Origin of the sequence: Frigoribacterium sp. CFBP 8751, from assembly GCF_014841545.1 — a bacterium.
Lineage (GTDB): Bacteria > Actinomycetota > Actinomycetes > Actinomycetales > Microbacteriaceae > Frigoribacterium.
In genome coordinates this window covers 28,975-43,378 of sequence record NZ_JACYUB010000004.1, presented here as the reverse complement: position 1 = coordinate 43,378, position 14,404 = coordinate 28,975, and the positions used below count along the sequence as shown (strand labels likewise).

At 69.3% G+C, this 14,404-nt stretch carries 7 protein-coding genes; 1 reads left to right on the top strand and 6 read right to left on the bottom strand.

The window, feature by feature from the left end:
* Position 1 precedes the first annotated feature (1 nt).
* Positions 2 to 559: a hypothetical protein gene (locus tag IFT88_RS11400; protein WP_192120678.1), complete on the top strand. Its 558-nt coding sequence runs from the start codon at positions 2 to 4 to the stop codon at positions 557 to 559.
* A 49-nt stretch (positions 560 to 608) separates the two neighbouring features.
* On the opposite strand, the gene IFT88_RS11395 is transcribed toward IFT88_RS11400, so the two are convergent.
* The 6 genes from IFT88_RS11395 to IFT88_RS11370 form a co-directional block, all read right to left on the bottom strand.
* Positions 609 to 1,487, bottom strand: coding sequence for a CPBP family intramembrane glutamic endopeptidase (locus tag IFT88_RS11395; protein ID WP_192120676.1), 879 nt, complete (start codon positions 1,485 to 1,487; stop codon positions 609 to 611).
* Positions 1,484 to 2,338, bottom strand: a complete 855-nt coding sequence (locus IFT88_RS11390; protein ID WP_192120674.1) for a CPBP family glutamic-type intramembrane protease — start codon at positions 2,336 to 2,338, stop codon at positions 1,484 to 1,486. The genes IFT88_RS11395 and IFT88_RS11390 overlap by 4 nt, the downstream gene beginning before the upstream one ends.
* 483 nt (positions 2,339 to 2,821) lie before the next feature.
* Entirely contained in the window at positions 2,822 to 3,661 is an 840-nt protein-coding gene (locus IFT88_RS11385; protein WP_192120672.1) for a CPBP family intramembrane glutamic endopeptidase, read from the bottom strand.
* 353 nt (positions 3,662 to 4,014) lie between these two features.
* The gene (locus IFT88_RS11380) at positions 4,015 to 6,375 is read right to left on the bottom strand and encodes an Ig-like domain-containing protein (protein WP_192120670.1); all 2,361 of its coding nucleotides are present in this window, start codon (positions 6,373 to 6,375) and stop codon (positions 4,015 to 4,017) included.
* A 91-nt stretch (positions 6,376 to 6,466) separates the two neighbouring features.
* Positions 6,467 to 8,842: an Ig-like domain-containing protein gene (locus tag IFT88_RS11375; protein WP_192120668.1), complete on the bottom strand. Its 2,376-nt coding sequence runs from the start codon at positions 8,840 to 8,842 to the stop codon at positions 6,467 to 6,469.
* 168 nt (positions 8,843 to 9,010) lie between these two features.
* Positions 9,011 to 14,359, bottom strand: a complete 5,349-nt coding sequence (locus tag IFT88_RS11370) for a beta strand repeat-containing protein (RefSeq protein ID WP_192120666.1) — start codon at positions 14,357 to 14,359, stop codon at positions 9,011 to 9,013.
* Between the last annotated feature and the right edge of the window lie 45 nt (positions 14,360 to 14,404).

The following is a 14,404-nucleotide window of genomic DNA, read 5'->3' as shown; positions in this document are numbered from 1 at the left end:
CATGGGGATTCAGAAGAAAGCGTCGACCACTCTCGTCGCACTGGCGGCCGTCGGGGCTCTGCTGACCGGTTGCGCGTCGACCGCACCGGTGACCGAGACGCCACCTGGAGCAGCGGGCGCGACGTCCGCCGCTCCGGCGAGCGACGGTGCCGAGAAGTGGCCGACAGGCGCCGACGGCGACACCCCGACGTGCCGAGACGCCTCGTCGGCCGTCCTGACGACCGTCAACGAATCGATCCTCGACACCGCCTCCGCGAACGGGACCGTCGTGTCCGCGCTGCCCTGGCTGAGCGCCCACCCCGACCCGGACCTCGGGAAATGGACCCTCACCGGCCTGGTCGAGACCGCCCAAGGCACCGAGGGCGGTTACTTCGTCGTCTTCGCCACAGCTGACGATCCCACCTCACCTGCGTTCGACGGGGCGGTCTTCGCACTCGGTGCCGCAACCGGGGTGACGAACCTTCCACCTCTCGAGCCGGCCTACGTGGGGCCGACCGACATGGACGACGTGCCTCCCGCCGCACTCGGCTGCGGGACGCAACGCGCACAGAACCCCTGAGCCTCGCCTTCCCGGCCCCACCTCCACCAAGGGCCCGCTCGGCGATCGTCTAGAGCGACACGGGGCCGTGTCCGTCATCGCGCTCCACGCCGTCGACGCTTCGTCGCCAGAGGAGGATCATCGCGATGAGCGCGGCCGGGATGAGGAGGATGTTGAACGGCGCGGCTGCGTCGAGGAACGGGTTGTGGGCGTTGCGCAGGTCCTCGTCGATGCCGCCGCTGACGAGGAATGTCGTCGGGTCCGTCACCGCGTGCAGGATCATCGGCCAGATGATGCTGCCCGTGACGCGCATCGTCAGGTACATCATCATCCCGAAGCCGAACGCGATCAGCACCGTCAGCCCGACGACCAGCGGTGCCTGGCCGGTGAAGATGTTCACCGAGTGGGACAGTCCGAACACGGCGCTCGAGACCACGGCGACCGTCCACTCGCGGTGCCCTGCCTCGCGGAGCACGGTGACGACGACACCGCGATAGAGGATCTCCTCGGTGAAACCGATGAACAAGCCCACGAAGAACGACATCGGCACGACACCGGCCGCGTAGACGCCGTAGTCGGTCCCGATGAGCTGGAGCACGATCGGGGCGACGACCAGGGCTACGGCGATCCACATCCACCATCGGCGGCTCGCGGTCTGCCGGGCGAAGACCGGCCGGGCGAGCCCGGACGTCCAGACGAACACGACGAGGATCACGGCGCCGACGATGAGCGGCGCGCCGAGCCCGAAGAGCACGGTGGTGGGCGAGGCGAAGATGTCGTCGCCGACCCGGTCGCCGAAGGCCCAGCCGAGGAGGAACCCGGCGAGTTCGTAGAGGCCGAGGTAGCCGACGACCGCGAGCAGCGCCTTCCACCATCGTCCGCGAGCCCAGAAGCGCCGCCAGGCAGATCCTCCAGGAACGGGCGTGGTCGTCATCGGGGCAGTGGTCATGAGCGTCTTCCCTCCGTCGGCGCCGCAGCGGCGGGGTCGTCGTGTCGTGCGGAGCGGGTGCTCCGGGTGCGCCGGTCTTCGCGGATGACGCTGACCAGGCCCCCGAGGGAGGCGACGATCAGCAGGGTCTGCAGCACGGCGGCGGGCCACATGGTCGACATGTCCGTCTCGTTCTGCTGCATGAGCGCCTCGGACGTGCTGGTGGCACCCGACGAGAGGTAGAGGAGGCAGTCGGTCAGCGCATGCACGGCCATCGCCGCCCAGAGGCGGCCCGTGACACGTCGCACCCAGTACAAGAGGGAGCCGTTCATCGTCAAGAACGTCACCTGGAACACGATCGCCCCCGGCGGCACGCCCGCCCAGACGCTGCCGACCACGTGTGCGAGACCGAACACCGCCGAGGTGCCGAGCAACGTGACGAGCTCGCCGTGCCGGGCCCGCAAGGACTCGAGCAGGATGCCCCGGAGGAACAGCTCCTCGCCGATGCCCACGAGTGTCGTGGCCAGCACCACGACGATCACCACGCCGGCTACCTGGTCACCCCAGGGGATGGAGGGGACCTGGGACAGTGCGAGGGCGACCATCAGTACCGGGATCGTCACCAGCCACAACCGCCTCGGCACCAGCCGGGGAGTCGGCGTCTCGCGGAACACGCGCCGGACGTCCCAGCCCGACCACCGGAACACGAACAGCGAGCCCAGGGCGATCGCGATCGGCAACGGGATGAAATGCGACAGTGCGAGCTCGGCTGTGTCACCGCCGGCGAGGTCCCCGACGAGTGTGCCGATCACCGCCGCCAACACGACGTAGACGACCACCGCTGCGAACCCCACCCAGAAGGTCCGCGGCACGCGTGTCCGCTCGGACTCCGGTGCCTGCTGAGCCTGACGGCCCCCCGACTCCACGGGTCGACGGGAAGAGTTCATGTGACATTCCAAGCAGATGCCGAGCTGCCTGATCAGCTCGAGCAGTACTCAGTATTGCGGGCACCCGACGTGACGGGCAACGCAGCTGATGTCGTACCCACGATCATCACGGTGTCCTCGAGAGGCGTTGTGTTGGAAGATCTTGCCCCGAGGTCGAGGGGTGGGTGCATCCGACGAGGTCCGAAAACTGTAGCGTTCAAGCCCCATCACAGGGCATTCATGCGGGACGGGACGCGAGCGAGAGGGTGGGGCTTCACTTGACGTCGGCCGGCCGAGACGAGCTCGAAAAGAGGCTCCGATGAACAGCCGAATATCGGAAATCTCCTCCTCTTACTGGTAACTGCTCGCGTGCGCAGGAATGGGTATCGGAAGCGCATCGTGGCCGACGGTGCAACTGCAACCGCAGACTCAGCCCCCGATATGAGCCTCATTCCGACGGACCGGAGTGCGATGTGCGGTGCGGCGTTCGGTCAGGAGGAAGACGACGAGCAGGACGACGCCGACGAGGACGAGGACGATGTTGCCGAGCTGGGCCAGGGACCCGAGGCTGCTCTGCAGGGGGTAGGTGCCCTGCATGAAGATGCTCGGGTCGGTGCTCGCGTGCAGCAGGATCGGAGCGATGATCGTTCCGGTCACCCGGAGCGCGAGGTACATGCAGAGGCCGAAGAAGAACGTGTAGAGCATCTGCAGCACGGTGGGGACCAGCGCCTGACCGGTGAAGAGGTTGGTCGCGTGCAGCAGCGAGAACAACGCCGCGGAGACGAGCCCGACGGCGATCTCGGAGCGGCCGGCCGAGCGCATGATGCGGACCACGTACCCACGAGTGAGCACTTCTTCCGAGAAGCCGATGACGAGTCCTGCCAGGAGCCATGCGGCGACCCAGTCGAAGCCTGCAGCGTCGTAGTCGATGCTCGCGAAGCGCAGCACGTTGAAGAGCAGCACGACAGCGACGGCGATCCACATCCAGCCTCGGCCCGGGACGTCCTGCCGCGCGAAGAGGCTCCGCAGCCAGCCGAGGCTGGCGCCGAAACCGATCAGGATCAGGCTGCCGATCAGGACCGGGACGACGATGAGGACGAGGACGTAGCTGACTGAGCCGGCGTCGCCGATGAACGGCACGAAGGGTGCCATGAGGAGCGACGCGGGTTCGTAGATGGCGAGGTAGCCGACGGCGAGGATCAGCGCCTTCCACCATCGACCCCGTTCCCAGAACCGCGTCCACCCTGATCGTGCAGCAGTGTCTTCCATGATCCTCCTCTTGGTTGAGGTTCAGTCAACCATCAGCTTCGGGGACGATTCAAGTTGATGTCGGGGGGCGAGGACCCGTCTCCGCGGTGCTCCCCTGCGTTCCGATCATGGTCGAACGGCGTAGGAGCAGGCGCCCTGCGACGATGCATGCTGCCGTGCCTCCCCACCAGATGGCGAGGGCGACGATCGCGATGACGAGATAGGCGTGCTCAGTCGTCACCCCGGCATACGGCTGGGCGTCCAGGGCATCCAGGGCTGTCCGGACGAAGACCGCTCCGAGGACGGCGCTGAGGACACAGCCCACCGCGACGCCGACGTAGATGCGTCGTCGCCGCGGTGGGCTGGCCTGGGGTTCAGGCTTCGTGGTCGTGGCCTGCTCGTCGGCGTCGGACTGCGATCAGGGAGAGTCCTGCCAGCAGGAGCAGTGCGGCCGCCGTGATGCCGGACATGACCATGTCGCTGCCGGTGAAGGCGAGGTTCGAACCGCTCATGCTCCCGTTGGTGGTACTCGTGCCGGTGCCGGTGCCGGGGTTGGCACCCGTTCCCGTTCCGGGCGTGGTGCCGGGGTTTTCGCCGACGACGGGTGCTGCCGTCACGGTGAACTGTGCGGCCGTCGAGCCGGACGTCGCTCCGGTGAGCGTGATGGTGTGCGTTCCCGGGGTCGTGTCGAGGGGCACGGTCCACGTGATCGAGACAGCACCGTTCTGGCCGGCGGTCGCGGTGCCCACCTGCACCGGGTCCGACGTCATGACGGCGGTGACGGTCTCGCCTGCGGCGAAGCCCTCACCGATGACGGTCTGGGTCTCGCCGGCCTGGACGGTGGCGTTCTCGACTCGTGACGTGAGAACGGTGGCGGCAGGCGCCACGGTGACCGTGGTGGCTGCGGAGGTGTTCCCGTCACCCGTCGACACGGTCACCTCGAGAACCGTGCCGGGTGCCTGGGCGGGGTCGAGCGGGACGGAGAACCGTCCGGTGGCGTCCGTGGTGCCGGAGCCGACGAGGGTGCCTCCGGCGGTGACGGCGACCCCGGTCTCGGGCGCTGCGCTGCCGGTGACGACGGTGCCGTCGGTCGGATCGACGGTCGGCGCCGTAGGCGTCGGCGCCGTGACGGTCACGAAGGTGACCTCGGACGAGCCGCCGGCGTTCGTGGCGGTGACCGAGAGGACTGCTCCGGGCTGCTGAGCGGGCGACAGTGGGACGGTGAACGCGCCGGTGCCGTCGGTCGTGGCGGTGCCCAGGGTGGCGCCGGTGGCGGTCACGGCGACGGTGGAGTCGGGCTCGGCCGACCCCGTCACGGTCGTTCCCGTGGTGGGGTCGACGGTCGGGGCCGCGGGGGCGGGGATCGGGACCGTGATCTCGGTGGCCGCCGAGGTGTTGCCGGCGGCGTCAGCGGCGGTGACGCGGAGCTGGGCACTTCCTGCCTGAACAGGCGTGAGCGTGACTGTGAAGTTCCCGGTGGCGTCCGCCACGGCAGATCCGACGGCGGCGCCGGTGCTGTCGAGGACCGTGACGATCGCCTCGGCCTCTGCGGTGCCCGCGACCGTGGTGCCGGTGACGGAGGTGACGGTCGGGGCGTCGGGGGCGGCGGTGTCCGCGACGGTCGTCCGCAGCCGGAGCGTGGCGGTGTCGGCGGTCCGGGAGACGACGTCGAGGGTGGTCGTACCAGTCGCCGTGGTGAAGGTCGATCCGGGAGCCCAGGAGTTGGGGCGGGTGCCGTTGCCGGTGCCCTGCGGGGAGATCAGCAGGGTCTGGGTCGTTCCCTCCATGCGGAGGATGCGCACGCCGCGGACGGAGGCGTAGGTGTCGCCGCCGACGGACGAGGTCCTCGAACCGGCGATGTAGCCGGTGTCGTAGCGGGTGGGCGTCGCGAGCTCCGCCCAGTAGGTGATGCCCGAGGAGGGGTCGGTGAACTGCAGCGAACGAACGCCCGTGGTGGCCTCGCGGGCCTGGATCGTGACGGTCTGGTCCACGCTCGTCGGGCTGTCGACGTCGACGTAGTCCGCGGCGGTCAGGATGCCGGTGCGGATCTGGTTCGGGGTCGAGAAGTTCTTGTAGATCGTCTCGTAGCTGCCGCCCATGACGTCGTACGTGTCCTCGTAGCCCCTCGAGACGCAGTTTCCGCCCTCGGAGGCGAGGCGGCCGTCGACGACGTCGGCGGGGCAGTCGAGGAGGTTCGCGTGGCCGAAGTCCATGGTGTGGCCCATCTCGTGTGCCCAGACGCCGTCCCAGAGGCCTTCGAGGTAGGCGCGGCCTCCCCCGACCATCGAGGGCCCGCCGCTCGTGGCGCTGCCGCGGAAGGTGCAGCCCTCGGCGACGGAGATGATCAGGCCCTGGCCCTGTCCGGAGCCCGGCCACCCGGTCGCGGCGATCGCGTCGCCACGGAGGTTCGGGTTGCCGTCGCCGCAGACGCCCTCGCCGGGGCGGTAGATGAGCTGCTTGATCTCGAACTGCACCTGGCCGTTGGTCATCGACAGCCAGTAGTCGCTCATGCCCTGGAACTCGTCCCGGACCTTCTGCTCCGTCGTCGCCTGGTCGACGGAGGCGGTCTCCGCGGTGGTGGTGACGTAGATCGACACGGGAACGGCGGTGGCGGCTGCGTGCGCGGGTGGGGCCTCGGCGACCACGGCGCCGGTGACGGCGAGAGCGGAGGCGAGGAACCCGGCACCGAGGGTACGCCCGAGACGTCCTTGTCGGTGGGTGGTGTGTGCTGACATGGCGACCCTTTCGGGGATGGAGATGGAATCGATCTGCGGTGTTCTTGCTGTCGGGGGCGGTGGCCGCCGTCGAGTGACCTGCCCGCGACGGTCAGTCGGCCGTCTCAGTGGCCGAGCGTCGGCGGCGGAACCACAGCCCGAGGAGGAGCAGCGCGCCAGCGACGACAGGGATGCCGGACACGAGCGAGAGGGCGGTCAGATCGCTACCCGTGAAGGCGAGCGTCCCGTGGGACGTCGGCGTGGTGTCGTCACCTGAACCGGACCCTGCCGGCACCGGGTTCCCTGCCCCAGGAGTCACGGGATTCTGCGGGGCCACTCCAGCGGCTGCCGTCACGAGGAACTGAGTCTGGGCTTCGCCTGACTCTTCCCCTGTGAGCGTCACCGTGTAGGTGCCAGCCACGATGTCGGCTGGGGCTGCCCATGTGAAGCTGACTGATCCGTCGGCTCCTGCGATCTGCGTGCCGAGATCGGCGCCGTTCGGCGTGATGCTGGCGCGCACGGTCTCTCCTGGGGCGAAGCCGCTGCCGGTGAACGTCTGGGTCGTTCCGGCCTGGATGCTGCCGCTGGCCACCTGGACGGTTGGTGCGACCGGTGCAGCCTGCACGGTGACCGTCGTCGGGGCGGAGACGTTGGCCTCGCCAACCGCTGCTGTCACTTCGAGATCGGTTCCGGGCGCCTGGGCCGGGTCGAGCTGGACCGTGAACCGACCCGTGCTGTCTGCGATCCCCGAGCCGACCAGGGTTCCGCCGGCTTTGACGGCGATGCCCGCACCAGCGGCCGCGGTGCCCGAGACGGTGGAGCCGTCGGTGGGCTCGACCACTGGAGCAGCAGGTGCGGGGGCGGTGACCGTGATGAAGGTCGTCGGTGATGTTCCTCCGGCGGTGGTGGCCGTCACCTGGAGCACCGTGCCGACCGGCTGAGCGGTGGGAAGGGCAAGGGTGAAGGAGCCGTCGGCGGTCGCGGTCGTCGTTCCGAGCGTCGCCCCGTCCTTGTTCACCGTGATGACGGCATCCGGCTCGGACGTTCCGCTCACCACCGCACCGGTGGTCGGGTCGACCGTGGGAGCGGAGGGTGTGGGGGCAGGCACGGTGACGTCGGTCGCCGGAGAGGCGTTGCCTACGGCGTCGGTGGCGGTGACCACGAGCTGGGCGCCGACGGCCTGGACAGGAGCGACAGGGACGTCGTAGTTGCCGTTCTCGTCAACGATGACCGATCCGACGGTCGCACCGGCAGCGTCTGCGACCGTGATGGTCGCTCCGGGCTCGGCCGTTCCGGTGAGCCGATCGGCCGTGATGGTGGTCACGACAGGAGCTTCCGGGGCAGTCGTGTCGGCGACGGTCGTCCGCAGGCGGAGTGTCGCCGTTGTGGCTGTCTGGGCGACGACCTCGAGGTTCACGGCACCGCCGTCGGTCTCGAAGGTTGAACCGACGGGCCAGGACGTCTGGCGGGTGCCGGGAGTGGTGGCGGCCGGGGAGATCAGGAGTGTCTGCGTCGTGTCCAGCATGCGGAGGATGCGAACGCCGCGAGTGTACTGGTAGGTGCCTCCGCCGACGACGGAGTTGATCGATCCTGCCCCGTAGCCGTTGTCGTAGCGGACCGGGGTCGCGAGCTCCGCCCAGTACGTGATCCCGGTGGACGGGTCGGTGAACTCCAGGGAGCGTGTTCCGGAAGTCGCTTCACGCGCCTGGAGGACGACGGTCTGATCGACGGCGGTGGGGCTGTCGATGTCGACGTAGTCCTCGGCGGTGAGGATGCCCACGCGGATCTGGTTCGGGGTCGAGAAGTTCTTGTAGACCGTCTGGTAGCTGACACCCATGACGTCGTACGCGTCGCCGTAGCCGCGGGATGTGCACTGGCCGCCCTCGGAGGCGATCCGCCCGTCGACGACGCCAGCGGGGCAGTCGAGGAGGTTGGCGTGGCCGAAGGTCAACGTGTGCCCCATCTCGTGAGCCCAGTTCCCGTCCCAGAGCCCTTCGAGGTACGCACGTCCTCCTCCGAGGAAGGTTCCGCTGTTGGTGGCGCTGCCCGCGTAGGTGCAGCCCTCGGCGACGGCGATGATGAGCGACTCGCCGCTGCCTCCGCCACCCCAGCCGGTGGCGGCCTGGGCATCGTCACGGATGCGGGGGTTGCCGTTCTTGCAGACACCCTCACCGGGACGGTAGACGAGCTGCTTGATCTCGAATCGCACGAGCCCGTTGGACATGGAGAACCAGTAGTCGCTCATGCCCTGGAACTCGTCACGGACCTTCTGCTCCACGGTGGCCTGATCGGCCGACGCGGTCTCGGCAGTCGTGGTCACGTACAGCGACACCGGCAGCACCGTCGTCGCGGCCACCGCTGGTGTCGCGGTGCCGGTCACCAGGGCGGTCACCGCGATCGTGGCGGTGAGGGCTGATGCCCCCAGAGCACGGAGGCGCCGTCGGGGGGTCGTCTTGCTCTGAGACGTGCGCTGGCTTGTCGTGCTCAAGTGTTTCCCCTTGGGTGCGTGATCTGGAGTGAGGCAGTGATCGTGTCGGTGGCGGTGGCCGCCGTTGGGCGACCAGCCCGCGACGGCCACCGTGGGTCACCTGCGAGGGAGATGCGGTGACCCTGCCAGGCCGCGCTCACCCGACGTGAGTACGGCCCGGCGGTCGTGTCATGGCTGTGCGCGTCGCTTCCGTCGGACGAGTACCAAGCTGATCCCCCCCATGAGCAGAAGTAGACCTGCCAGGCCTGCCCAGCCGACCATCTGCGATCCGGTGAATGCCAATTGCTGCCCGCTCGGCGTCGTGATGACGACCCCTCCACCAGGCCCGGGATTCACCGCCACGGGCGGAGCGGTCACATCGACGCTGAGGGTCGCAGTGGTCCGGTTCCCGCTGCCGTCGGCGACCGAGTAAATGATCGTCGAGGTGCCGGTGAAGGCCGGGGCGGGGGTGAAGGTGATCAGTCCCGTCGTGGTGTCGACGGCATAAGTGCCCTCACCGGGGATGGTGACGGCGGTTGCCAAGGCGCCGGTGGTCGGGTCGACCAGGCGCAGCGAGCTGCGGTCGAGGTCACCGGTGCCGGCAGTGTCGTTGGTGAACGGGTCGATGGTGACCGAACCACCTCGGGGCACCGTGACGGTGTCGTTGCTCGCGACGGGGGCGACGCCGACGACCGTTGCGGTGATCGTCGACCCGACGGTGACTCCATCGGTGTCGGTGACCTGGTACCCGATCGGCGTGGCCGTCCCGGAGAACGTCATCAGCGGGGTGAAGGTGACCTGCCCACCGGTGCCGACGGTCCAGGTGCCCTCACCGGGCACCGTGACCGTGGTCACGGCGTCGCCTGTGGCCGGGTCGACCAGGCGCAGGCTGGCCGGGTCGAGGGTCGCACCGGTGCCGCTGACGGTGTCGTTGGCGAGCGGGGTGACCGTGACGGGCGTGTTCTGCCCAGTGGTCGCGACGTCCGGAACCGCGACGGGTGCGGCCGACACGGTGACGCTGACGGTCGAGACATCCGTCTGCCCGTCGCTGTCGGTCAGCTGGTACGGGACGGTCGCCGTCCCGACGAACCCGGCCTCGGGCGTGAAGGTCACCGTGCGGCCGTCGCCGCCGACGGTCCAGGTGCCCTCGCCGGGGACGACGAGCATCGTCACCGGGTTCCCGTCACCGTCGAGGAACGTCACGGGCACGTCGGCGAAGTTCGCAGCGCTCCCGAGCCCGTCGTTGCCGACGACGTTGATCGTGGCGACCTGTCCCGAGGGGACGGTGATGGAGTCGGGCGTGGCGAACGGCGGGGTGCCGCTGGTGACCGTGATGCTGCCGGCGACCGTGTCCCCGACGTTGGTCGTCGCCGTGTAGTCGAGCGCGGTCGCGGGGCCGGTGAAGCCGTCGACAGGAGCGAAGGTGACGACCCCGGTCGTGGTGTCCACCGTCCAGGTGCCCTCACCGGGAACCGTGACCGTGGTCGCCGGTGTCCCGGTGGCCGGGTCGATCAGTCGCAGCGACGAGGTCACGAACGACGTGCCAGCGGGGCCGGACGTGTCATTCGCCAGCGGGCTCACGGTGATCGACTCGCCGAACGGTGCAGCCCCGGTGTCGTCCGTCGCGGTGGGCGCCCCGGGTGCTCCGACCGTCACGGTGGCGTCGGCGGTGACCGACTCGCCGAACGTGGTCGTCGCGGTGTAGCTGACCGGGGTCGCCTCGCCGGTGAAGTCCGGGACGGGGGTGAACGAGATCTCACCGGTGGCCGTGTCGACCTCGTAGGTGCCCTCACCATCGATCGTGACGGCCGTCACGGGGTCGCCGGTGACAGGGTCCGTCAGTCGCACCGAGCTGAGGTCGAACGACGCGGCCGGATCACCGGTGTCGTCGTTGCCCGTCGGGGAGAACGTCACGGGCGTGTTGTACGCGGTGCCGACGGTGTCCTCGACTCCGGCCGGCAACGGTGCTGCCGTGACCGACACGGTCAGGGTCGCGGTGTCCCGGTCGCCGTTGACGTCAGCGACGCTGTAGGTGACGGGCGTCGCGGGACCGGTGAAGGTCGGCAGCGGCTCGAACACGACCTCGCCGTCGGGGGTCACCGAGTAGGTGCCCTCCCCGTCGACGGTCAGGGTCGCAACGAGCGCACCCGTGGTCGGGTCGACCAGCTGCACGGACGCCGGGTCAAGGGCGATGCCGGAGGCGCCGGTGTCGTTCCCGAGGACGGGCACGGTCACGTCCGCGCCCTGGGGCGTCGTGATGGTGTCGTCGGCGGCGGTCGGCGGGCCCGTGATGGTCGCGGTGACCGTCGACGTCGACACGCGGCCGTCGCTGTCGGTCACCTGGTACGGGGCCGTGGCGGTCCCGACGAACCCGGCGACCGGAGTGAAGGTGATCTCACCGGTCGTGGTGTCGACGTCGAACTGACCCTGCGGGGTGGCGAGGGTGAGGACCGGGTTCCCGGCTCCATCGACGAGACGCAATGAAGCCTGGTCGAGGGTCGCACCAGTCGACGGCGTGTCATTCGACAACGGGAGGAACGTCGCCGGCTCGTTGAACGAGGCCGTGGCCGTGTCAGCCGTCGAGGACGCGGGGGTGACGGCGGTGGCCGTGACGGTGGCGGTCGAGGTGAGGTCGGCCGTGTCCGGGTCGGGCGTCACCGAGCTGGCGACGACCTGGTTGGCCAGGGAGCCTGCGGCGTCGGCAGTCGCGGTGACGGCGAGGGTCGCGCTGGCGCCGTTCGCGAGGGTCCCGACGGTCCACACCTGGGTGGCGGGGTCGTACGTCCCGGCCGAGGGGACAGCTGAGGTGATGGTCAGACCGGCGGCGGGGCGCTCCTGGATGGTCACGCTCTGGGCGTCCGAGACGCCGGCGTTGCTGGTCGTGACCGTGTACTGCACCGGCTGCCCCTGGCGGACGGTCGTCGAAGCTGCGGTCTTGACGACGGATACGTCGGCGCTGGCCGTCACGGGGACGGTCACGGTGGCCTGGTCGTTCGCGGCGTCGCCGTCGGGCGTCGAGGAGGTGGTGGAGGCGGTGTTCACGACGTCGACGCCGGCGCCGCTGGCCGGGACGGTCGCGGTGACCGTCCGGACGGAGGACCCGCCGGGGGCGAGGTCGCCGATCTGGCAGATGACGACACCGTCGACGATCGAGCAGTCGTCACTGGCTGCAGCACCCGTGATCGTGGCGGGGAGCGGGTCGCTGGTGACGACGGCGCGGGCGACGGAAGGCCCGTTGTTCGTGGTCGTGATGGTGAACGTGATCGGCCCGCCGGCAACTGCCGGGTTGGGGTTCGCGGTCTTCGTCACGGCGAGGTCGGCGTCTTGCTCGACATCGACGTTCGCCGAAGCGGAGTTGTTCGTCGTGTCGGGGTCGGACGTCGGCGACACGATCGAGGCCGTGTTCCTCAACGACCCGGCGGGGGCGTCAGCGGCAATGGTCGCGGTGATGGTGACGACACTCGTGGCGTTTCTGGCCAGAGTGGCCCACTGGCACTGCACAGCACCGTCAGCGACGTCACACGTGGCCCCGGCCGGTGAGACGACGTTCGTGGCCGTCACACCGGCCGGCAGGGTGTCCTTCAGAACGGCGTTGGTCGCTTCCGAGGGGCCGTTGTTCGTGGCGGTCAAGGTGTAGATGACCTCGTCGCCTGCGGTCGCCGTCGCGGGCGTGGCCGTCTTGGCGATGCTGAGGTCGGCAGAGGTCGTGGCCGCGAACTGGGTCGAGCTGGTGTTGTCGGTCGGGTCCGTCTCGGGCGTGGAGGAGGTGATCGCTGCGGTGTTCTGGACGACCGCAGCATCCGGGGCGAGGGTGACGGTGATCGTCGCGGTCTGGGTCGTCCCGGCAGCCAGGGTCCCGGCGTCGCACGTGACGACGTCATCGGTCAGGGTGCAGGTGCCGCCGGGGACGGTGGCCGAGACGAAGGTGACCTCGGGGTCGAGGGGGTCGGTGATGGTGACGCCACGGGCGTCGGACGGGCCGTCGTTCCGGGCAGTGAGCGTGTAGGTGACCTGCTCGCCTGCCACGGGAGTGGTCGGGGCGTAGGTCTTGACGATCGACAGGTCCGCCGCGGTGGTGACCGTGGCTGCTGCTGTGGCGGTGTTGTTGGTGCGGTCGGGGTCGGTGAGGGAACCGGCGATGGTCGCTGTGTTCGTGAGGCCCGCGCCGGGGTCGGCCGTCGCGGGGACGGTTCCGGTGATCGTGATCGGGGTGCTGGCTCCGACGGCCAGGTCGGGGACGGCGCAGCCGATGGTGGTGCCGGTGACGGTGCAGTCCGCACCTGTCGCGGTCACGCCGGTCAGTCCGGCGGGCAGGGTGTCGGTGACGCGGACACCGGTGCCGGCCTGGGGTCCGTTGTTGGAGGCGGTGACCGTGTAGGAGATCGGCTGGCCGGCGACGACCGGGGTCGTGTCCAGGACCTTCGTCACCGCGAGGTCAGCGGCGGGGGCGATCGTGGTCGAGGTGGTCTGGGTGGTGGAGGCGCGGGTCTGACCGAGGATGGGATCGGTGAAGCCGACGGTGGCCGCGTTGGCGACGGAGCCGTTCGCGGCCGAGACGTTCACGACCGTGTCGAAGGTGGCCGTGGTCGTGGCGCCCGGCTGGATCGTGCCGCCGCCGGTCGCGGAGGCTCCGTCGCCCAAGCGGACGGCGACGTTCCGAGACGCCGTTGTGTACTCCCCGCGGTCGTCGCCGCCCTGGTCGGTGAGGCGCCCCGTCCCGGCGCCCGCGGTGATCCGCATCGATCCGGGGACGTAGGTGACACCGGTGGCCAGCGCGTCGTTCACCACAGCAAGCAACGCTGGGTTTCCGCCGTTGTTGGTGGCGGTCACCGTGTAGCGAAGGGTGTCGCCGACGCGGGTGGGGTTGTTCCCGGAGACGTTCTGCACCGTCTTGTCGGCGATGATGCAAGGTCCGGTACCAAAGCTGATCGAGTCGAGGAAGTTACCAGCACTGGCGTTGCCACCAGCCGAGCTCACTGCGCGGAAGGCGAAGCGGGTCGTGGTCTGGCCCTCGGGCACGACGTACGTGCCCGAATGGGTTCCCCATGCAGTGTTGCCGTCGCTATAGGTGGCGATGCTGGTGAGGCTGTTGTTGTTCGGCGGGCCAACCAACACAGCCATCGTGTCAGTGCCGTTGCGACCCCGGTGCTGCAATGAGTAGCTCAGCGTCTGTCCAGGCGTCGTCGTGACGTCTTGGAAGAGGGTGCTTGACGAATACGCGTTCAGTTCCGCGAACTGCCGACCTGTGGCTGCAGGCACACCCTGGGCGCCCTGACTCCAGAGCTCGAAGGCCCCTCGGACGTCCGTCGTCTGCCATCCAGGGATGGCCGTCGGGAAGTTGATCGTGCCATCGGGATAGACAGGCTGTTCGAATCCGCCGTTGACGAGCGCGAGGGTGTTCTGGCATGCAGCAGGATCTTGCGCCGCATTCGCGGGCAGGACCGCCCCTGCAGTCGGGAGGACGACCGAGGCCGACGCGATGACCGCTCCGATGCCGATCAGGGCGAAGACCTTCTTCCGGGCAGAGGCAAAGGGCATGTGTTGTCGTCCTTGAGAAACGCGTGCACCGATCAGCGCGTCCGC

What these genes read in the sequence shown, in the direction of transcription:
- IFT88_RS11370 (WP_192120666.1), bottom strand. Translation starts at nt 14,359, where the DNA reads ATGCCCTTTGCCTCTGCCCGGAAGAAGGTCTTCGCCCTGATCGGCATC.
- IFT88_RS11400 (WP_192120678.1), top strand. Translation starts at nt 2, where the DNA reads ATGGGGATTCAGAAGAAAGCGTCGACCACTCTCGTCGCACTGGCGGCC.
- IFT88_RS11380 (WP_192120670.1), bottom strand. Translation starts at nt 6,375, where the DNA reads ATGTCAGCACACACCACCCACCGACAAGGACGTCTCGGGCGTACCCTC.
- IFT88_RS11395 (WP_192120676.1), bottom strand. Translation starts at nt 1,487, where the DNA reads ATGACCACTGCCCCGATGACGACCACGCCCGTTCCTGGAGGATCTGCC.
- IFT88_RS11385 (WP_192120672.1), bottom strand. Translation starts at nt 3,661, where the DNA reads ATGGAAGACACTGCTGCACGATCAGGGTGGACGCGGTTCTGGGAACGG.